Source organism: Salipaludibacillus sp. CF4.18 (genome assembly GCF_051262595.1).
Classification (GTDB): domain Bacteria; phylum Bacillota; class Bacilli; order Bacillales; family Salisediminibacteriaceae; genus Salipaludibacillus; species Salipaludibacillus neizhouensis.
The window spans coordinates 13,681-34,166 of sequence record NZ_JBIMEV010000018.1 but is presented as its reverse complement, the minus strand read 5'-3'; the positions used below and the strand labels follow the sequence as shown (position 1 = coordinate 34,166).

At 39.9% G+C, this 20,486-nt stretch carries 15 protein-coding genes and 1 pseudogene; 14 read left to right on the top strand and 2 right to left on the bottom strand.

From position 1 onward, the window contains the following. Window positions 1–228 precede the first annotated feature (228 nt). Together ACHABW_RS12700 and ACHABW_RS12695 are read left to right on the top strand one after the other, a co-directional pair. The gene (locus ACHABW_RS12700; protein ID WP_435755654.1) at window positions 229–2,286 is read left to right on the top strand and encodes a penicillin-binding transpeptidase domain-containing protein; all 2,058 of its coding nucleotides are present in this window, start codon (window positions 229–231) and stop codon (window positions 2,284–2,286) included. Window positions 2,287–2,574: 288 nt separating this feature from the next. Further along, entirely contained in the window at window positions 2,575–4,146 is a 1,572-nt protein-coding gene (locus ACHABW_RS12695; RefSeq protein WP_435755653.1) for an SH3 domain-containing protein, read from the top strand. Between the two features lie 235 nt (window positions 4,147–4,381). Here ACHABW_RS12695 and ACHABW_RS12690 read toward each other — a convergent pair whose 3' ends face one another. Continuing rightward, complete coding sequence (locus tag ACHABW_RS12690) at window positions 4,382–4,528, bottom strand: hypothetical protein (RefSeq protein ID WP_435755652.1); 147 nt, start codon at window positions 4,526–4,528, stop codon at window positions 4,382–4,384. A 102-nt stretch (window positions 4,529–4,630) separates the two neighbouring features. On the opposite strand from ACHABW_RS12690, the gene dcd reads away from it, so the two are divergent. After that, window positions 4,631–5,185, top strand: a complete 555-nt coding sequence (dcd, locus tag ACHABW_RS12685) for a dCTP deaminase (RefSeq protein ID WP_110938642.1) — start codon at window positions 4,631–4,633, stop codon at window positions 5,183–5,185. Window positions 5,186–5,351: 166 nt separating this feature from the next. On the opposite strand, the gene ACHABW_RS12680 is transcribed toward dcd, so the two are convergent. Continuing rightward, on the bottom strand, window positions 5,352–6,653 hold the full coding sequence (locus ACHABW_RS12680) for an alpha-glucosidase/alpha-galactosidase (RefSeq protein ID WP_435755651.1): 1,302 nt from the start codon (window positions 6,651–6,653) through the stop codon (window positions 5,352–5,354). A 132-nt stretch (window positions 6,654–6,785) separates the two neighbouring features. Between ACHABW_RS12680 and ACHABW_RS12675 the strand changes: the two genes are divergently transcribed. The 11 genes and pseudogenes from ACHABW_RS12675 (at window position 6,786) to ACHABW_RS12625 (ending at window position 20,409) form a co-directional block, all read left to right on the top strand. Then, complete coding sequence (locus tag ACHABW_RS12675) at window positions 6,786–7,676, top strand: AraC family transcriptional regulator (protein ID WP_435755650.1); 891 nt, start codon at window positions 6,786–6,788, stop codon at window positions 7,674–7,676. Between the two features lie 288 nt (window positions 7,677–7,964). Continuing rightward, a complete protein-coding gene (locus ACHABW_RS12670) occupies window positions 7,965–9,263 on the top strand; it encodes an ABC transporter substrate-binding protein (protein ID WP_435755649.1) in 1,299 nt (432 codons plus the stop codon). Window positions 9,264–9,407: 144 nt separating this feature from the next. Then, window positions 9,408–10,262, top strand: a complete 855-nt coding sequence (locus ACHABW_RS12665) for a carbohydrate ABC transporter permease (RefSeq protein ID WP_407690429.1) — start codon at window positions 9,408–9,410, stop codon at window positions 10,260–10,262. Continuing rightward, a complete protein-coding gene (locus ACHABW_RS12660) occupies window positions 10,262–11,098 on the top strand; it encodes a carbohydrate ABC transporter permease (protein WP_435755648.1) in 837 nt (278 codons plus the stop codon). The genes ACHABW_RS12665 and ACHABW_RS12660 overlap by 1 nt, the downstream gene beginning before the upstream one ends. A gap of 17 nt (window positions 11,099–11,115) precedes the next feature. Beyond that, entirely contained in the window at window positions 11,116–12,843 is a 1,728-nt protein-coding gene (locus ACHABW_RS12655; RefSeq protein WP_435755647.1) for a beta-galactosidase, read from the top strand. A 10-nt stretch (window positions 12,844–12,853) separates the two neighbouring features. Continuing rightward, on the top strand, window positions 12,854–15,112 hold the full coding sequence (locus ACHABW_RS12650; protein ID WP_435755646.1) for an alpha-galactosidase: 2,259 nt from the start codon (window positions 12,854–12,856) through the stop codon (window positions 15,110–15,112). Window positions 15,113–15,251: 139 nt separating this feature from the next. Then, on the top strand, window positions 15,252–17,207 hold the full coding sequence (locus ACHABW_RS12645) for a beta-galactosidase (RefSeq protein ID WP_435755645.1): 1,956 nt from the start codon (window positions 15,252–15,254) through the stop codon (window positions 17,205–17,207). 75 nt (window positions 17,208–17,282) lie between these two features. Next, on the top strand, window positions 17,283–18,266 hold the full coding sequence (locus ACHABW_RS12640; RefSeq protein ID WP_435755644.1) for a LacI family DNA-binding transcriptional regulator: 984 nt from the start codon (window positions 17,283–17,285) through the stop codon (window positions 18,264–18,266). 235 nt (window positions 18,267–18,501) lie between these two features. Beyond that, complete coding sequence (locus ACHABW_RS12635) at window positions 18,502–18,687, top strand: hypothetical protein (RefSeq protein WP_435755643.1); 186 nt, start codon at window positions 18,502–18,504, stop codon at window positions 18,685–18,687. Continuing rightward, entirely contained in the window at window positions 18,633–19,340 is a 708-nt protein-coding gene (locus tag ACHABW_RS12630) for an asparagine synthetase B family protein (protein ID WP_435755642.1), read from the top strand. The genes ACHABW_RS12635 and ACHABW_RS12630 overlap by 55 nt, the downstream gene beginning before the upstream one ends. Next, window positions 19,318–20,409, top strand: a pseudogene (locus ACHABW_RS12625) (asparagine synthetase B family protein). The gene ACHABW_RS12630 and the pseudogene ACHABW_RS12625 overlap by 23 nt, the downstream one beginning before the upstream one ends. Window positions 20,410–20,486: the final 77 nt, after the last annotated feature.

The following is a 20,486-nucleotide window of genomic DNA, read 5'->3' as shown; positions in this document are numbered from 1 at the left end:
CGCTTTCGTAAACGGAGAAATTCGAAAAAGCGAAGGCGGTGATTCATGCTGAAGGTTGAAATGAGGGGTTCTCCTTCATTCAACTTTTTTTGCTGTGCGAAGTATCAAATTAAATATTCAAAAAATCCACCTAAGATTCATGGAAATGACCTCTTAAACGTGATAAAATTGTATTACTTAAATATGGTAATTATGGCGGAGGAATCCAGATAAATGTGGGGGAAATCAATGAATAGATTAGGCATACTTATCGTTTTTTCAGTAATGGGAGCTATGTTATTCGGATGTGCAAATGAAGAAGAAATGCATCCGGAAGAACCGTTGGAAGACTACCTTACGGCTTGGGAAAGTGAATCTTTCACAGAAATGTTAGACGTCATTGGAGAAGAGTCGAAGCAAATGATAGCAAATGAAGAATGGAGTTTTGAGGAAAGGTACGAAAAAATGTACGCTGATATGGGTATCGAAAATATTGAATTGAATTTTGAAGCAAGAAATTTTGAAGAGGAAGAGATTGACTTGGAGGAAGAAGAACAAATAACGTATCCTGTTCAGGTGTCAATGGACTCGATCATTGGCGAACTCAACTCCAATATAGAAGTCGATGTAAGCAGAGTAACGCGAATCACCGAAAACAAAGAAGAAATAAAGGAGTGGGAAGTTGCTTGGGATCCAAGTCATATGATGATTGGGATTCAAGAAATATCAGATGTAGTCAATATTGATATTCTAGATCCGATAAGAGGAGAGATCTTCGATAGGAATGGAGAAGGATTGGCAATAAATGGCGAGGTTTATTCGGGAGAGATTGTGCCGGAGATATCTGATGATGTGGAGGAATCTGCCATTACTTTTGCTGAAATTATGGATTTGGATGAGGAACAAACGATTAATCTTGCAAATCGATTTCCCGATCACCCGGATTGGCCGGCATCTATTCAACGATTGGCAATGACAGATGAACGATCGGAAGAACTTCTTGCGGAAGTAGATGGAATACTTCTTGATAAAGTGGAGGGACGGGTCTATCCACACGGTGATATTACAGGACATATAATTGGATATACCGGTCCAATTACCGCCGAAGAGTTAGAGGAATATGAAGGAGAAGGCTATACAACCACTTCTTATCTAGGGAAAGATGGACTAGAAGATATTTATGAAGAGCGATTAAAAGGGACAGCTGGAGTCAGTGTAACGATTGAGACGGAGGACGGTGAGACAAGGGAATTTATTGGAGATCAACCTGAAGTAGATGGAGAGGATATTCACCTGACTTTGGATGTGGTGATGCAGCGGAAAATGGCCGAGACACTCGGGGAAGATACTGGAGCAGGCGTGGTCATGCATCCGAAAACAGGAGAAGTATTGGCAATGGTCAGTGAACCTGCGTTTGATTCAAATCTTCGTTATTTGCAATTGTCAGACCCAAGAGCCGAAAATCTTGAAGATACAGCTGTCCTATTTGAAAAACGTTTTCAGCATACCTATTCGCCTGGCTCCATTTTCAAACCATTCACAGCCATTGCCGGATTAGAAGAAGGACAACTGGACCCAACGGAAAAATTAACGATTGAGGGACTTCAGTGGCAACCCGAAGACAGCGGATGGGGCGGCTATAAAGTCACTCGCGTTAATGACAGAGAGACAAATATTGACTTAACCACAGCTATGACTCTGTCGGACAATATTTATTTTGCCCAACAAGCATTAAGGCTGGGGGGAGATTCATTTGAAGCATGGGGAGAACGATATGGGTTTGGAGAAGAGTTTCCATTTGACTTCCCGCTCTACCATTCGACGTTAACGAATGAAGGATTCGATACAGAAATCCTTCTTGCAGATACAGGCTATGGTCAAGGCCAGGTTCAAGCGTCACCCATTCATATGGTAGCATTGTATACTGTTTTTCTTAATGACGGGGCCATCGTTCAGCCAAAGCTGTTCCAGGAAACAGAGGAGAAGCTATTCCAAGAAGCAATTGCTTCCTCTGAGACGATTTCTACCGTTAGAGATACGTTAGTAGAGGTGGTCCAAAATAGTAATGGCACAGCAAACCGTGCAAATCCCGGACATGACAGGTCTCTTGCGGGAAAAACAGGGACTGCTGAACTTAAAATGGATCAATCAGATGAAGAAGGGGAACAAATCGGTTGGTTCGTCAGCTTTGATACAGAAGAGGAAGATCTGTTAACAACAATCATGGTAAAAGATGTGCAAGACAAAGGTGGAAGTGGTTATGTCGTTGATTTAACGAATAAATTTTATAGTAAGCTTGCTGAGTAACTGAATGAAAGTAACATCTTGTGTAAATTCAAGATGTTACTTTTTTTCTTGTTTTTTGGTAAACTTTGTCGGAAAAGACTATGTATTTATAAAGAAAATTGTGGTAATTTTAAAAGACTTACAAAAAATATTTGTTGGAGGATTATGTATGAAGGAAATACGTTGGGGCTCTCCCATCAGTTTTGCCTGTGCGGGTGTGTTTTTATTTGGTTTAGCAACATTACTAGACACGATTTGGAAGTATTTTTTAAGTTTTGGTTGATTCATAGATTGGGAGGAGGTTGATGAATGAAAAAGTTACTCATGATTACTTTATCTCTTGTGATCATCTTTACATCGTTATTATACAATCAAGAAGGCAGCAATGATACATATGCAAATTCAAACGACAAAGGTGAAATCACGGCTAGTTCGCTTAATGTAAGAGAAAAAGCAAGTACAAGCTCAAAAGTTGTAGGCAGTCTTAAAAAGGGCAATAAGGTCACTATAGTGACTAAAACAGGAGATTGGTATAGGATCTCCTATTATAACGTAAAAGGTTTTGTTCATAGTTCTTATGTGAACAAACTAAATTCAAGCGAAGGATCAAGTTCCGGTGGCGAGACTCAAGCTTCGACTCTAGGAACGGGAGAAATCACCGCGAGTAATTTGAATGTGAGAGCATCGGCATCAACGAGTGGAAAAGTTATAAGTAGCTTAAGTCGCGGTACGAAAGTGGATCTGTACGCGAAGAGCGGCCAATGGTATAAAGTTAAGGTAGGAAGTAGTTATGGATTTGTTCACGGTTCCTATGTGAAAAAAACAACGGCTTCAAGTGGAGGATCAAGTTCAGGTTCTGGAAGCAATACACCAGCGTCGCAGATAGAAAGCGGAGAAATCACCGCGAGTAATTTGAATGTGAGAGCATCGGCATCAACGAGTGGAAAAGTTATAAGTAGCTTAAGTCGCGGTACGAAAGTGGATCTGTACGCGAAGAGCGGCCAATGGTATAAAGTTAAGGTAGGAAGTAGTTATGGATTTGTTCACAGTTCCTATGTGAAAAAAACAACGGCTTCAAGTGGAGGATCAAGTTCAGGTTCCGGAAACAATACACCAGCGTCGCAGATAGGAAGCGGAGAAATCACCGTGAATAATTTGAACGTGAGAGCATCGGCATCAACGAGTGGGAAAATAATAAGCAAATTAAGCCGCGGTACGAAAGTGGATCTGTATGAGAAAAGCGGCTCATGGTTTAAAATTAAGGTAGGAAATAATGATGGGTTTATTCATGGATCCTATGTGAAGACTTCCACTTCGGCATCAGGAAGTAGTGGCAATGGTAGTTTGAGTGGCAAAACGATCTTTTTGGATCCTGGTCACGGGGGAAATGACCCAGGTGCGGTTGCAATTGGGAATATCCATGAAAAAACGATCGCACTCAGTGTTTCAAATAAGTTAAAGTATGCTCTTGAGAAAGAAGGAGCAAAGGTCGTTACGAGTAGAACTAATGATACGTATATTTCACTTTCTAATCGAGTAAATCAAGCAAATCAATCCGGGGCAGATGTATTTATCAGTCTTCATGGAAATTCATGGCATGATTCGGGTCCTAATGGGGTCGAAGTATTGTATAATCGCTCTTATGCTGGAGATGAAAGTGCTAGACTTGCTCAAGTAATTCAAACGCGATTGGCCAATGGATTGAACCTCAGAAATCGTGGAGCGAGGGAAATGAGTCTGCAAGTCATTAGAAGCACTAGGATGCCTTCGGTGTTGGTAGAGTTAGGGTTTATGTCTAATTCTTCCGATCTTAACAAGCTTCGTAACAATCAGGATCAGTATGTAAATGAACTAGTAACTGCTTTAAAAGAATATTATTAGAGGAAAAGGATTGGAAAAGTGTAGTAAACTTTTTCAATCCTTTTTTTTTGTATGCGGGTAGCGCTGCAGTCTCATTTCGGTCATCATAAATCGTAAATTTTAAAAGAAAATATGGTGACACTCATGTGCTCGTGTCAGATTGAGTAGACCCATCTCCCGTGTTTAACGACACTAGGAGCATCACTTCTCCTCGGATTGTCACTATGTGATGTCTTTAGTGACACTCGAGGTCGGCCTACATGCCGAGTGTCACCGATACCTCATTTGGACCTAGATATTGTTGTTTCCCTTCGAACACAAGAACAAAAATCCGGTCGCTGCTGCTTTTCGGTGGAAATGCTTCCACTTCCTTAGGGGAAATCATATTTCTTCTAAATTGCATGCGACAATACCCCATACGCTTGTCCTTTTAATCATTCATTATCTGACTTTTCATGATAAACTGATAATAAGTATAGGTACTAAAAAAGGGAGGTATGGAGCAATGATTTTAAGCGGAAAGACCATTTCGGAAAAAATAAAAGAAGGGGCAGTGGTGATCGAACCAATGACCCCTGAGCAAATTCAACCAGCCTCAGTTGATTTACGTTTAGGACACCATTTCTTAGTCATTGACGATCATTTAAGTACGAAGCTTTCGTTGACGTCGGAAGCTGCATATCGTGAAATCGATGTAGGAGAAAGAGGCTCTATTGTCATACCACCACAATCTTTCCTTCTCGCTACAACAAAGGAATACATTGAAATTCCGCCTTCGTTAACTGCATTTGTAGAAGGAAGAAGCTCTATCGGTCGATTAGGATTGTTTATTCAAAATGCAGGTTGGGTAGATCCTGGTTTTCGCGGACGTATTACTTTGGAACTTTTCAATGCGAACCGACTGCCGATTGAATTAGATGTAAACCGGCGAATTTGTCAGCTTGTGCTTGCAGAAGTTGACCAAGAAGCGACACCGTATCAAGGGAAATACTTAGATCAGAAACACGCTACAGCTAGTCGTGTCCAATTAGATTATGAAAACAAACAGCGATTAGACTAGATTAGCAAAACTGAGATATATTTGGCAACCAACCCTGCGTTAGATAAGCTTGAAAAGATCCGCACCTTTCATTTAAGGTGCGGATCTTTTTGTAGATGGGTAACCGTTGAGAATGAACTTGATGAGGTTAAATTTGTCTTTTCCAATGCCTTTAGGTTCAGCTAATTTACTTATATTCCGGTAACCAGTCGCCATGGGCTTCGATAAGTTCATCACACATGGCAATAATGTCATCCAACGACAGTTCTGCACTCGTATGAGGATCGAGCATCGCAGCCTGATAAATATGTGCTTTTTTCAAAGAGACTGCAGCTTCGATGGTTAACAGTTGTGTATTAATATTTGTTCTATTTAAAGCGGCGAGTTGTTCCGGAAGTTCTCCGATATAGCCAGGGATAATACCATTTCGATCAGCAACACAAGGAACTTCAACTACAGCTTTTCTAGAAAGATTTGAAATCAACCCTCCATCGTTAAGGACGTTCCCGCCGAATTTAAACGGTTCATTTGTTTCCATTGCTTCGATAATACGAGAACCATATTCCAATGATCGTTCATGAGAAAGTTGCGTATCCTTGATCATGCTTTCTCGCATCTTTTCCCAATCATTAATTTGTTTGATACATCGGCGTGGGTACTCATCTAATGGAATATTGAGCCGATCAATCAGTTCAGGATAGTTCTTCTTGATAAAATATGGATGGTATTCTGCATTATGTTCCGAAGACTCAGTGACATAATAGCCAAATTTGTCCATGAGTTCAAAGCGGACCATATCCTCGTGCTTTTCAGCTTGTTTTACCTTAGCACGCTGTTTGATTTCAGGATAAAGATCTTTTCCATCCTTTTTAACTTCCAGTAACCAAGCCATATGGTTAATTCCAGCAATTTTCTCGTCAATTCCCTCATGATCCAGATCGAGGGCCTTGAACAAATGGTCCGTACAAATCTGAACACTATGGCAAAGTCCAATTGTTTTAATATTCGTGTAGCGAAGCATGAATCCTGTTAATGTAGCCATTGGATTCGTGTAATTTAAAAGCCAAGCCTCGGGACAAACTTCCTCCATATCATTTGCAATGTCCAGCATAGCAGGAATGGTTCGCAGTGTTCGAAATATCCCCCCAATTCCGATTGTATCCCCGATCGTTTGACGAAGTCCGTATTTTTTGGGAATCTCAAAGTCAATGACGGTACTAGGTTCATACCCGCCAACTTGAATCGCATTGATGACGTATTTTGCATTTGTCAGGGCTTCTTTTCTATCTAATGTTGCCGTGATCGTAATTGATGGATTATATTGTTTTGCTAAATTAAGTAACATTTGCTCAGATTCTTTGAGTCGTTTCTCGTTTATATCATGCAGTGCGAATTCGAAACCTTCGAGAGCTGAGACAAACATGCAATCTCCTAACACATTTTTTGCGAAAATGGTGCTCCCTGCTCCAATAAAAGTTATTTTTGACATTCTAACATCTCCCCTTGGTAAATTGTTGTTTTGAATTTCTCATTGAAAAATAAAGTGAATCCCTATATATTAAGAATAAACAGGAAAGGTAACACCTGCAATGGTAATATAATATGAGAGGATGGTAAGATATTGTTTTTTGACACGTATGAAGGTTTACCTTATGAAAGTATTGGATTCCGCTCTAACGAAAATCTGGAAACAGCGGTGGATATTTCGGTAATTGGCATGGAAAAAACGAAATCTGAGGATTATAATTGGCATGGATTAGAGAGAAAGGAGAAGCGTAATTTTGTGTTTCAGTACACTCTTTCCGGTGAAGGAGCTCTCACTATAAATGGCAAGACACATGGATTAAAGGAGGGGCAGGCTTTTATGGTGGAAATACCTAGCAGACATCGCTATTTTCTTCCTTCAACAAGCAAGGAATGGGAGTTTTTCTATTTGACGCTAAAAGGGGATGTTGCGTCGGAATGCTGGGGCAATATTACAAGTAGGCATGGTCGTGTCCTGAACATTGCAAGAAACTCAGAATTAGTAGATAAATTTTTTGAGATCTACAAGCAAGCAATAGACAAAGACTTAGTAGATTCGTATTTTTCTTCCTCTCAAGCTTACTCTTTTCTTATGGAAGTTTATCGTTATTTTAAACAAGTGAAATCTCCGGAGCAAATTCCGGAAAACATTACAGGTGCGATTAATTATATGAACAAAAATTATGCTCTTCCCTTATCCATGGAGGAAGTCGCAGATGCTGCAAATATGTCCAGGTATTATTTCATTAAGCGATTCAAAGAAGTGACTGATATGACACCAGGACAGTACTTGACGAAAAAACGGATGGAAAAATCATTGGAGTTATTAGTCCAAACAGAGTTAACAATGAAGGATATTGCAGTCAATGTTGGCTATGCAAATGATAATTATTTCAACAAAGCCTTTCGAAAAACTGTCGGAATACCTCCAGGAGAATTTCGCAAAAACAAGGGTCGGATACCTTTTGATCGACTTGTTATTAGATAAGGTTAGAAATAGAAAAACTAGATGCCAATAAGGAAGAGCGCTGGAAGTCATCATTGACCTTTTCGGTGCTCTTTCTATTTCAATTTAGCATCTGTGGTTATACTATCTAAAGATATATTTGTGACAAGGTTATAACAAGCAAAAACCGTGCTTTTCTCTGAAGTAAAACTCCAGAAAAAGTATTTAGTAAACAATTTACTAAAATGTATTGACTTGCTTTACTAACGAGTATATTATAAAGAAAGGGTTTACATTTACCCGTTAAATTTAGAAAGGGGCAATTAAAAAATGAAGAAAATTGGTTTGTTTTTAGGTGTTACAGCACTTGCATTAGCGGGCTGTAGTGGAAATGATGGCGGCAATAACGGAGGTAATAATGCTGCAGGAGATAACGGTGGAGGGGAAGAAACTCAAACGTTAACAGCCTGGGCATGGAATATCAATATTCCCGTCCTAGAGGAAGCGGCGGAATTATTTGCAGAAGAAAATCCCGGATTCGAATTAGATATTGTTGAAACAGGTACACCAGATGTTTATCAGCAAATTACGACTGGATTACAAGCTAACGGAGAAGGATTACCAGATATCATGCTTGTGGAAGACGATCGCTTGCAAGGGTACTTGAATTCTTTCCCTGATTCATTTATGAATTTATCAGAGTATGGTTTTGAAGAAGAACACGGAGAAAAATTTCCGGAATTCAAAACAGAACTATTATCTTTAGATGGTGACATGTATGGTGTTCCATTTGATGCGGGCCCTGCTGGAGTATTCTATAGAGTTGATTTGTTTGAAGAAGCAGGAATTGATGTAGACAGCATTGAAACATGGGATGACTTCATCGAGGCAGGTCATACATTGCGTGACGAACTAGATGTTGCGATAACAGGTATTGATGTAAACAATGATGATGGAACATATCGTATTATGTTAAACCAGCAAGGAACTTTCTACTTTGATGAGGAAAACAATATCAATTTGAATTCCGAGGAATCAGTCAAGGCAATGGATGTTGTGGCGCGACTGGACGAAGAAGGACTAAATGAAAACCTTGTTGGATGGGATGCATGGCTTGGTGGATTAGCAAACGGAGACGTTGCAACTGCTCCTACAGGTGCGTGGCTTACTGGTTCATTAATAGCGCAAGCACCAGAGTTAGAAGGGAAATGGGGAGTTATGCCATTACCAGCAATGGAAGAAGGCGGTAATCGTGCTGCAAACTTAGGTGGAAGTAATTACATGATTTCAGCTAATACTGAAAATCCGGATTTAGCGTATGAATTCATGGAATTCTTTTCTACTTCCGAAGAGGTACAGTTAGCTGCAATGGAAGGTGGATTATTCCCATCTTTAAATACGATCTATGAAAATGAAGTCTTCACGGAGCCTCATCCATACTTTGCGGATCAACCAATCTGGGAGATGTTTGCAGGTATGATGAATGATATTCCTTTTGCAAATTACACTGGAGACTATGCGATTGCTCGAGATGAAGCAGAAACAGCTCAAGCAGAAGTTGTCGGTGGTATGGACGTTGAAGAAGCACTTCAAAATGCCCAAGAGCGATTGGAAAACAGAATTAAATAGAAATAGGGTTATTTAGGTGAGTCAGTGATCATGTATTGTGGTCACTTGACTCGCCTTTCATAAAAAATACATGCAATTTTGCAAGCTTAGGCATATTTTTTCTATTACTAACATCATTTGGTTGATGAGAAAGCTGGGTTAATAATGGTGGATCAAACAAAACGCGTACCTTACTTCTTTATAGCTCCAGCAGTGATATTATTTGCGATTTTTACTTTATATCCAATACTTGCTTCTCTCTATTTAAGCTTTCAAACCTACGAGGGTGGTACGTATACTTTTGCTGGACTTGATAACTATACTCGCCTGATGGGAGATTCAATCTTTTGGACGGCATTAAGTAATACTTTTTTTATTTTTATATTCCAAGTGCCAATCATGCTTATTCTTGCTATGATTTTGGCATCCGTATTAAATAGTCAGTTGCTGCGCTTAAAAGGGTTTTTCAGAGTTTCTTTCTTTTTACCGGCAGTGACATCGTTAGTAGCATACTCGTTACTATTCTCTATCATGCTTCAAAATAATGGTCTCTTTAATGAAATATTAAGCTATGTTGGTATTGATGCGATTCCATGGCTTTCCGATTCATTTTGGGCCAAGTTTTCGATTGTGATGGCTATGACTTGGAGATGGACAGGATATAATATGATCATTTTCCTTGCTGCATTACAGAATATACCTGAGGAAATGTACGAAGCCGCATCGATTGATGGTGCAGGGAAAATCCGCCAGTTCTTTTCTATTACAGTTCCTAGTTTAAAACCTATTATTCTATTCGCAGGTATCTTATCAACAATTGGAACTTTGCAATTGTTTGATGAACCGTTTAACTTAACAAGCGGGGGTCCAGGAAATGCGACCATGACACTAGGTTTGTATATTTATGAAAACGGATTTGAGTACTTTGATTTCAGTTATGGTAGTGCGATAGCATACGTAGTTGTTATGTTAGTTGCTATCTTATCCTACGTCCAATTTAAATTTACGGGTGATAAATAATGAGACAGTCCATAAAAACAAAAAAGACATTTGGAAAAATTGGCATGTACCTTCTTCTTTCGATCTTTTTAGTGATTTCTGTTTTTCCGTTCTATTGGATGCTCGTTGGCTCTACGAATAGTTCGGATAAAATGTTTACGAGTCCGCCAACATTAATACCTGGCGACCAATTCATGACAAATTTAATGAATTTGGATGAGACAGTTGGCATAGGAAGAGTTTTATTCAATTCCTTATTCGTCTCAGGGCTCTATGTTGTTTTAGCGTTAGTTGTCAGTGCTACAGCAGCGTATGCATTTGCTAAGTTTGAGTTCAAAGGCAGAAACGTAATTTTTACAATCTTTCTTCTTTCGATGATGATTCCATATCAGGCAACACTCATCCCTTTGTTTCAAATGATGGCGAATTATAATTTATTAAATACGTACTTTGCACTTATTGCACCACAGCTTTGTTATCCATTTGCAATCTTTTTAATGAGACAGAATTTCTTAGCATTTCCATCAGAGTTATTGGAGTCAGCAAGATTAGATGGAGCTGGGGAGTTTAAAATATTCATGAAAATTGTTCTTCCATCGATGAAACCAGCCCTTGCTGCAACATCTATCTTTTTGTTCATGTACCAATGGAATAACTTTATGTGGCCGCTAGTTGCGATCAGAACAGCTGATATGTACACGTTCCCTGTAGCACTTTCCACACTTAGTGGGGTTTCCTATACGGATTATGGGCAAATGATGATGGGTATTTCCATCGCAACAATTCCAATTATGATTTTCTTCTTAGTACTGCAAAAACATTTTATTTCTGGAATGCTTGGCAGTGCGGTGAAGTAGAAAGGATGTATAACACGATGTTAACAACAAAAGGCGAGCAATTTATGCTCCACGGAGAGCCCTTCCGTATACTATCAGGTAGTATTCATTACTTTCGAGTAGTACCTGAGTACTGGGAGGACCGGTTAGATAAATTGAAACAATGTGGATTTAACACAGTAGAAACGTATATTCCATGGAACTTCCATGAGCCTAAAAAGGGGGACTTCCGTTTTGAAGGAATGGCAGACGTTGAAAGATTTATTCAATTAGCAGCTGAAAAAGGATTGTATGTGATCGTAAGGCCATCGCCATACATTTGTGCAGAATGGGAGTTTGGTGGTTTGCCTGCCTGGCTCTTGAAGGATAAAAACATGGAAGTCCGTTGTGTCAATGAAGATTATATGAGACACCTCAAAGACTATTTTGATATGCTGTTGCCAAAACTGGCACCTTTACAAATTTCCAATGGTGGTCCGGTAATTGCGATGCAAATCGAAAATGAATATGGAGCATATGGGAACGACAAAGAATATCTTGAGGAAAATAAGCAGTTGTATCTTGAAAAAGGAATTGATGTCCTGTTATTTACGTCCGATGGACCGGATATGATTAAGGACGGATCCTTGCCTGATGTTTTAACGACATTAAATTTTGGATCTAAAGTAAAAGAAGCGTATGGATTGCTGGACGAATTTAAGCCGGGAAGCCCGAAATTTTGTGCTGAATTTTGGATTGGTTGGTTTGATAGTTGGGGAAACGATCATCACACGCGAACGGCCGATAACACGGCAGACGTCCTTCAGGAAATGTTGTATGCTGGTGGGTCCATGAATTTCTTTATGTTCCATGGAGGCACAAACTTTCATTTTTACAATGGCGCCAATCGATACGAAACGTATGATCCAACAATTACTAGCTACGATTACGATTCCTTGTTAACGGAATCTGGTGAAATCACTGATAAATACCGGGAAGTACAAAAGGTACTACATGGCTTTAAGGGACAATCGGTACCTGCTGAAAAGTCAGCTTCTCCTGTTTTATTGAAGGAGTCAAGTATTACGATGAGTAAATCTGTGAGTCTGTTTGATACGTTATCGACTGTCGGTAGATATGTCAAACATAAAACGCCTCTTAGTATGGAGGGGTTAGATCAGTCGTATGGTTATGTACTTTATCGAACAATCATCTCTGGTAAGGGAACGTATAAGATTGATTTAGAGCCGATGAGAGATCGAGGTTTTATTTACATTAACGGAGAATATGTAAAAACCTACTATCGTAACGACGCTGAAAAAGAGATAAGTTTTGATTTTCCTGAAGAGACGAATACACTTGAGATATTTGTTGAAAACATGGGACGGGTTAACTATGGGAAACACTTGAAAGATCGAAAGGGAATCGAGGAAAACTTGTGGATTAACAATCAATTTATGTTTGATTGGGAAATGTATGCCATCGAGTTAGAAGACTTTGAGCTTGATTTTTCTAAAAAAGAAGATCAGCGTTTCCCACAGTTTTTCGAAGGTGTATTACATGTGAATGAACCTGGTGATACCTTTGTAAAGCTCGAAGGCTGGAAAAAAGGCAATGTATTTGTGAATGGTTTTAATTTAGGAAGGTACTGGGAAATCGGTCCGCAAAAAACACTATATTTACCAGGTCCTTTATTGAAAAAAGGAGCAAATACGGTTCAAATTTTAGAACTAGAAGGTTCTGCATCAAAAGACATATCGTTTGTTAAACAGGCTGATTTAGGTTAGGGGTGGCGTCATGATTCAAGTCAACAACGACAGCAAAGAGTTTCATTTATCAAATGGACACGTGAGCTATATTTTTCACGTGATGAAAAATGGTCAACTTGGTCATTTGTATTATGGGAAAGCATTGACACATAAAAAAAGTTTTTCTCATATGCAGCCGTATCACGTGCCGACTCCTAATACTGCTCATCCGTTCGCAGATGATCCTGCTTTTAGTTTGGAAACGAGTAATCAGGAGTATCCATCCTTTGGAACGACAGATTTCCGTGAGCCGGCAATAAGTTTGGAAAATAGAGATGGTTCGACCATCAGTGATTTTAACTATCAATCGTATGAGATTTATTCTGGTAAAAAGCCTTTACAAGGTTTGCCTTCTACGTACGTCACAAAAGAGGAAGAGGCACAAACACTTGTTGTGACACTCTGGGATGAGAAGATACAAACGGAGTTAAGGCTTTCGTACACTATTTTTACAGGAAAACCAGTTATCACAAGGTCAACGGAGCTGGAGAATAAGGGGAAAGAGAAAGTAGACGTGAAGCGACTGATGAGCCTTAGTCTTGACCTGCCTGAAAGCAATTATGAAATGGTTCAGCTTTCAGGTGCATGGTCGAGAGAACGCCATGTGAAGAAGCGGAAGTTAGAAAGTGGGATCCAAGCTGTCTCTAGTTTACGCGGGGCCAGCTCTCATGCGCAAAATCCTTTTCTTGCTTTAACGGATCCATCGGCAACGGAAGTAAGTGGGGAAGTCATGGGGTTTAATCTTGTGTACAGTAGTAATTTTCTGGCACAGGTCGAGGTAGACCATTATGACGTCGCACGAGTGACGATGGGAATTCATCCATTTAACTTCAAATGGGAGTTGAAGCCTAAAAGTGTTTTCCAAACACCTGAAGTAGTGATGGTTTACTCTGATAGAGGATTAAATGGAATGAGCGCTGCCTTTCACGACTTGTATCGCAAGCATTTGATAAAAGGCTATTGGCAGGATCGTGACAGACCAGTGATGTTAAACAATTGGGAAGCGACATACTTTGATTTTAATGAAACAAAACTTTTAGATATTGCTCAAGAAGGTCAGACGTTAGGCATTGAATTGTTTGTTTTAGATGATGGCTGGTTTGGTAGACGGGATGATGACACTAGTTCTCTTGGAGATTGGTTTGTAGATAAGCGGAAGCTCCCTAATGGGTTACATTCGTTAGCACAGAAAATCAGGGAAATGGGACTTGAATTTGGATTATGGTTTGAGCCGGAAATGGTGAGCAAGGAAAGTGAATTAATGAAAACTCACCCCGATTGGATTATACAAACACCTGAAAGAGTTCCATCATACGGCAGGAATCAGCTTATACTGGATTTTAGTCGGGAAGAAGTCGTTGACTATATTTTCGAGAGAATGGCTTCTATTATAGAAGATACTAAATTGACGTATATAAAGTGGGACATGAATCGAAATATCACCGAAGCATACTCTTCTTCGCTTGCTATTAGTCAACAAGGAGAGTTTTATCACCGTTATATTTTAGGGGTCTATAAATTGTATGACCGATTAACTAGTGCCTACCCGCATGTATTGTTTGAGTCTTGTGCAGGTGGTGGAGGCAGGTTCGATCCAGGCATGCTTTATTACGCGCCACAAGCTTGGACGAGTGATGATACAGATGCTGTCGAACGGTTGAAAATTCAGTATGGGACTTCTCTTGTGTACCCTATCAACAGTATGGGGTCCCACGTTTCCGCAGCTCCGAATCATCAAACTAGCAGATCGGCCTCATTAACTACTCGGGGAAATGTTGCTTACTTTGGGACGTTCGGGTATGAATTGGATCCTCTGCAGCTAAGTGAGGAAGAGAAAAAGATTGTCAAAAACCAAATTAGATTTTTTAAAGAGTATCGTCAATTAATTCGTAAGGGTGAGTTTATTCGTATTAAAAGTCCATTTGAGGGTAATGAGACAGCCTGGATGATTGTGAACGAAGATCGTTCGGAAGCACTCGTTGGGTATTACAAAGTGCTTGCGATTCCTAATCCGCCGAAAAACCAGACGTTAAGGTTATCGCATTTGAAGGAATCAACGTCTTATGCTGTGACAGCTTTGAATGTTACTGAGGAAAAAGCGGTTGCCGAAGAAAGTTATTTTGGGGATGAACTGATGAACCGGGGTGTGCCGTTGAAGACGGAGTTTAATGGTGCTAATCACGCGTTTGCGGAACGTCATGGCGATTTTCAGTCAGATGTGTTTTATTTGAAGGCTGAAAATAAATGACAATAAGGCAACAAAATAGAAAAAAAGACGCTACGCGTTTTTCTAAAGGCAGGGGGAAAGGTTTCCTCTGGCTAAAGTTAAATATCCATTTGTAATGGACCAATTGGTTGTTGATCTGAAAGTGATGGAGGTTATAAGGATGCATTTAGGAGTAGATTATTACCCGGAGCATTGGGATATCGAGATGATAGATGAGGATTTAACGAGAATGTTGAAAATGGGCGTGAATACTGTTCGAATTGGTGAGTTTGCCTGGGCTATGATGGAAAAATCACCGGGAACGTTTGATTTTTCATTTTTTGATCATGTGATTAAGAAATGTAAAGAGTACGGATTACAGGTGATGTTTGGAACGCCGACAGCAACTTTTCCTGCATGGTTAGCTAAAAGGGAACCAAGTATTTTTAATAGAACAAAAGAGGGAAACCGTTTGGCTTTCGGTGGTCGCAGACAATACTGCTATAACTCCGACGTATATATGAATTATTCGTTACGAATCGTTGAAAAGCTCGTGCAACATTATCAAAAAGAGGATCAAATTTTTTCATGGCAAATTGATAATGAGCTTGGACATGAAGGAAGTGACGATTGCTATTGTGAAAACTGTTTACATGCGTTCCAACAATATTTGGCAGCGAAATATGCATCTATTGACGAGTTGAATCAGCAATGGGGGACGATATTTTGGGGGCAAACCTATAGTGAATTTGCTGAAATTCCTCTTCCAACGCAGACAATCACAGAACATAACCCTTCCATGCGTTTGGACTGGGCGCGATTTCGCTCACATTCATTGAATCAGTTTGCGCAAAAACATATCGAGATGGTTAGGAAACAGAAAGGAAGTCACCAAACAGTGACAACCAATCTTCCGGGTGGATTCTTTGATAAGTGGTTTGATCATAATGAATTTTCCCGGGATTTAGATTTTGTTTCTTATGACAACTATCCTGTTTGGGGAGGGTTAAAAGAACCGGTCTCACCAGCGATGCTTTCTATGACATTAGATTTTGTTCGAGGATTAAAAGGGGAAAACTTTTGGATTGTAGAGCAATTAATGGGGGCACAGGGACACGACGTCATAGGCTATCTACCACGTCCTAATCAAGCAAAACTATGGTCTTATCATGCATTCGCTCACGGAACGAATAATATGCTTTACTTCAGATGGAGAGGTATGACTCATGGTGCAGAGCAAAATTGTTTAGGGATCATTGATGCGAATAATCAGGAAACTAGAAAATTCAACGAGGTTCAAGCATTTTTCAAGGATATTTCAGCCTATGAAACGATGGTGGACTCGCCGATTAAAGCGGATATTGCGGTTTTATATGATTTTGACAGCGTTTGGTCTTGGAGAATCCAGCGTGAAAGCTCACAGTTTAATTTCACGGAAGAAGTTGTTCGTTTGTATGAACCGTTTTATAAGCTGAACACGCCAATTGATGTGATTAGAGCCGATGTCGATTTTTCAAGCTACAAGGTTTTACTCCTTCCAGTAATGAAAGTGATGGATGATGAGTTGACGCAACGTATTGAAACGTTTGTCAAACAAGGTGGAACAGTTGTTTTCTCTTATCGGGCTGGCTTTAAGGATCGAGAAAATAATGTTCGTTTTGGTGAAAAACTGCCTGGACCATTAGCTGAACTTCTCGGGATTGAAATTGAGGAAGTGGAATCCTTGCATGAGGGTCAAACGTTCTCTGTCGTTTCAAACGATAATAATACAGGAACTGGCAAGGTATGGAGAGAGATGATCCGTCCTGTGCAGGCAACGTCTTTATACAAATACACGGATACGTTCTACAGTAACTACTCTGCTGTAACGGTGAATAAGTTTGGCGACGGGAAAGCCTACTATGTGGGTGGAGGAATAGAGGCAACGTTATTAAATGAAATAGCGGAAGAAATAGCTGACTCCCAAAAGATAAGTAAAATAGCGAGTGAAAAACAGGTAGAAGTTATGCCGCGTGTGACAGAAGACGGTCAATATTATTTTATGGTGATGAACCATTCTGGAGAAGATGCGACTTTCAGGAATACTCCACTGGCACCCTTTGAATGCAAAATTATTCAAGGTGATTCGAAGCTGTAACTTGCTTTTAGGGAATAAGTACCATAAAATTTAGTGAGAGAAAGTTAAGATGTGAGAAAGGAGACTCTTGAAGAAATGGCTACTATTAAAGATATTGCACTAAAAGTAGGCGTTTCTGCTTCGACCGTATCCCGTGTACTAAATTATGACCAGTCTCTATCGGTAACCGTAGCAACGAAAAAGAAAATTTTCGAAGTAGCCGAGGAACTCTCTTATCAAAAAGGCAGAGGGAGAAAAACGCAAGTAAGAAAAATTGCTTTCCTTCATTGGGTCACTGAAAAAGAAGAGTTAGATGATATTTACTACATGGCCATCAGGTTTGGGATTGAGAAACGAGCAGAGGCTATGAATGTCAAGCTACTAAAATATGTCGAAGATGACTACGCAAACATAGATTCGGATATTGATGGCATCATTGCTGTAGGAAGATTTAATGATCAACAAGTGAAGCAGCTGAAGGCAATTACCAAAAAAATTGTCTTTGTTGACTCGAATCCTGATGAGGGATCCTCCGATTCAGTGGTTGTAGATTTCGAACGGATCACCAGGTTAATTGTTGACTATTATATTAATAAAGGACACACGGAAATTGGTTTTATAGGTGGCTATGAGACGTTCAAAGACACGATCTCACCTATCCAGGATCCAAGAGAAAAATACTATCGTTTTTATATGATGGAAAAGGACCTGCTGGATGAACGATTTATTTATGTCGGTAATTTTTCAGTCGAAGAAGGGTATCGCTTAATGAAAAAGGCGATTGAAGAATTAGGAGATGATTTGCCCAAGGCTTTTTATGCGGCGAACGACCCGATTGCGATTGGATGCTTGAGGGCGCTTCTTGAAGCAGGGATTGCTGTTCCCGACAGAGTAAGTTTAATTGGAATCAACGATATTACTGTGTCCAAGTATGTGTATCCGTCTTTGACTTCTGTGAAGATTTATACGGAGTTAATGGGTGAAACAGCTGTTGATCTTCTTTTGGAAAAAATAGATGAGAATCGCAAAATATCTAAAAAGGTTTATATTGCTAATAAATTAAAGCTTAGACAAACTTAATACTCTATCAATAAAACTGATGACTAAACCTTGGTCATCGGTTTTTTGCGTTTTCTTATGTTGAGTATTTTCCAAATAATGGGGGGGCTGACCCCATAAAATACGCTGTATTTAAATAAAAGACGGCTGTGCCGTTTTTCTTATGTGACTCCTTTTGTTTTTGTTTACGTCTACGATCATGACGAATGAGAATTGCGTAGATAGGCAGATAAAACAATTGAGGGGGCTTCACAGCATGTGTGGAATTAATGGAATGATGTTTTTTAATGAACAGGAAGTTTGTCGGGCTTCGCTTCATAACATGGGAAATCAAATGGTTCACCGGGGTCCGGGTGAGGAAGATATTTGGGTGGGGGAAATGTCGGATTGGGCTTTCGTAGGTTATCAATTATTGACGTGGAACATGCGAAGCAACCAATAACAAACGAAGATGAAACATTAGTTTTAATATGTAATGGAGAGATTTATAATTACAAAGAGTTAAGAGAAGAATTACAGACTCGAGGACATCAATTTAAAACAAATGGGGACGCGGAAACGATCCTGCATCTATTTGAGGAATATGGCGTGGATTGCGTGGATCATTTAAGGGGAATGTTTGCATTTATGATTTGGGATATGAAAACAGAGACCTTGTTTGCGGCCCGGGATCATTTTGGTATAAAGCCATTTTACTATTTTTATAATGACGAGAAGATTGTATGCTCCTCGGAACTAAAAAGTATTGCCCAGGAAATGGGAAGTTTAAAAGAGTTGGATCCACAAAGTATGTTGCACTATCTAACGTTTCAGTATGTGCCTGATCCAAGGACGATGATAAAAGGAGTTTCCAAACTTCTGCCGGCTCACCGTCTTATTGTGCAAGGAAACGAGGTTAAAGTAGAACGGTATTGGCAACCAACATTTGAAGAAGAGGAACAATCAGAGAAAGAAATGCGCAAAAACATTCTCGAGACCATGGAAGAATCGGTACAGCTACATATGCAAAGCGACGTCCCGACTGGGTGTTTTCTGTCCAGTGGAATTGATTCAACAGCCATTCGCATCTCTCATGCGAAAGCATGGACCGCTTAAAACCTTTTCGATTGGATTTGAAGGGAAACAAAATGAGTGTGACGTTGCGAGGCGGACGGCGGAGATACTTGGAACAGATCATCATGAATCGATTGTGAGTGAATCGGAGTTTTTTGGTGCGGTATCAGAAGTTGTCTGGTATCAGGATGACCCAGTGGCAGATCCGGCAGCGGTTCCATTATTTTTACTATCGAAAATGGCGTCTAAACATGTAAAAGTTGTCTTATCCGGCGAAGGTGCGGACGAACTATTTGGTGGCTATAGAATCTATCAATAGCCAGAAGCGCTGCGTCATTTTCAGTGGATGCCTTCAGCTTTAAAAACCAGGGTACGATCTGTGGTCCAGCATGCACCATCTTTTTACGGGAAAAACTTTCTCCTCCGGGGTCTAACGTCATTAGAGGATCGATTCATCGGCAATGCGAAACTTTTTACTGAGGATATATACGATGTTTTACGAGAGAGAAATGATTCCTTCCATAACGCATTCGAGTGGACAAAGCAATATTACGCGGAAGTAGAAGGGCTAGATGATGTCACTCGTATGCAATTCATAGATATGAATCTTTGGCTGCCTGGGAACATTCTTGCTAAAGGAGATAAAATGTCCATGGCTCATTCATTGGAGTTAAGGGTGCCGTTCCTTGATCGGGAGTTGTTTGATGTAGCTCGGAAAATCCCTGCTAGTAGCAGGGTTGATAATAAGACGACGAAGCGAATTTTCAGAGAGGCGATGGACGGTGTTGTACCTGACCATGTTCTGAACCGAGCAAAACTAGGCTTTCCGGTTCCTTTAAGGAAGTGGTTACAAGGGCCTCGTGGAGATATGTGTTTGTCTCTTATTCAATCGAGTGGGATAAGTAAATATATTCATGCAGATTATGTAGAAAGGCTAGTTCGTGAGCACCAAACTGGTAAAAAAGATCATGCCCGGAAAATCTGGGCTTTGTATGTGTTGGCGAAATGGCATATTCATTACTTGGAGGAAGGTCAACCACAGGCTCCATTGCAGGAAGGGCAGAAAGTACTGTCTCCAACCGAACAACCCGTCATTGATCGTGTTGTATAGTATTGTATCTTCCAAATTATGGGGGGTCTGACCCCTAAAAGAAAATAAAAAGTGAAATGAGGTGACACCTTTTTTCG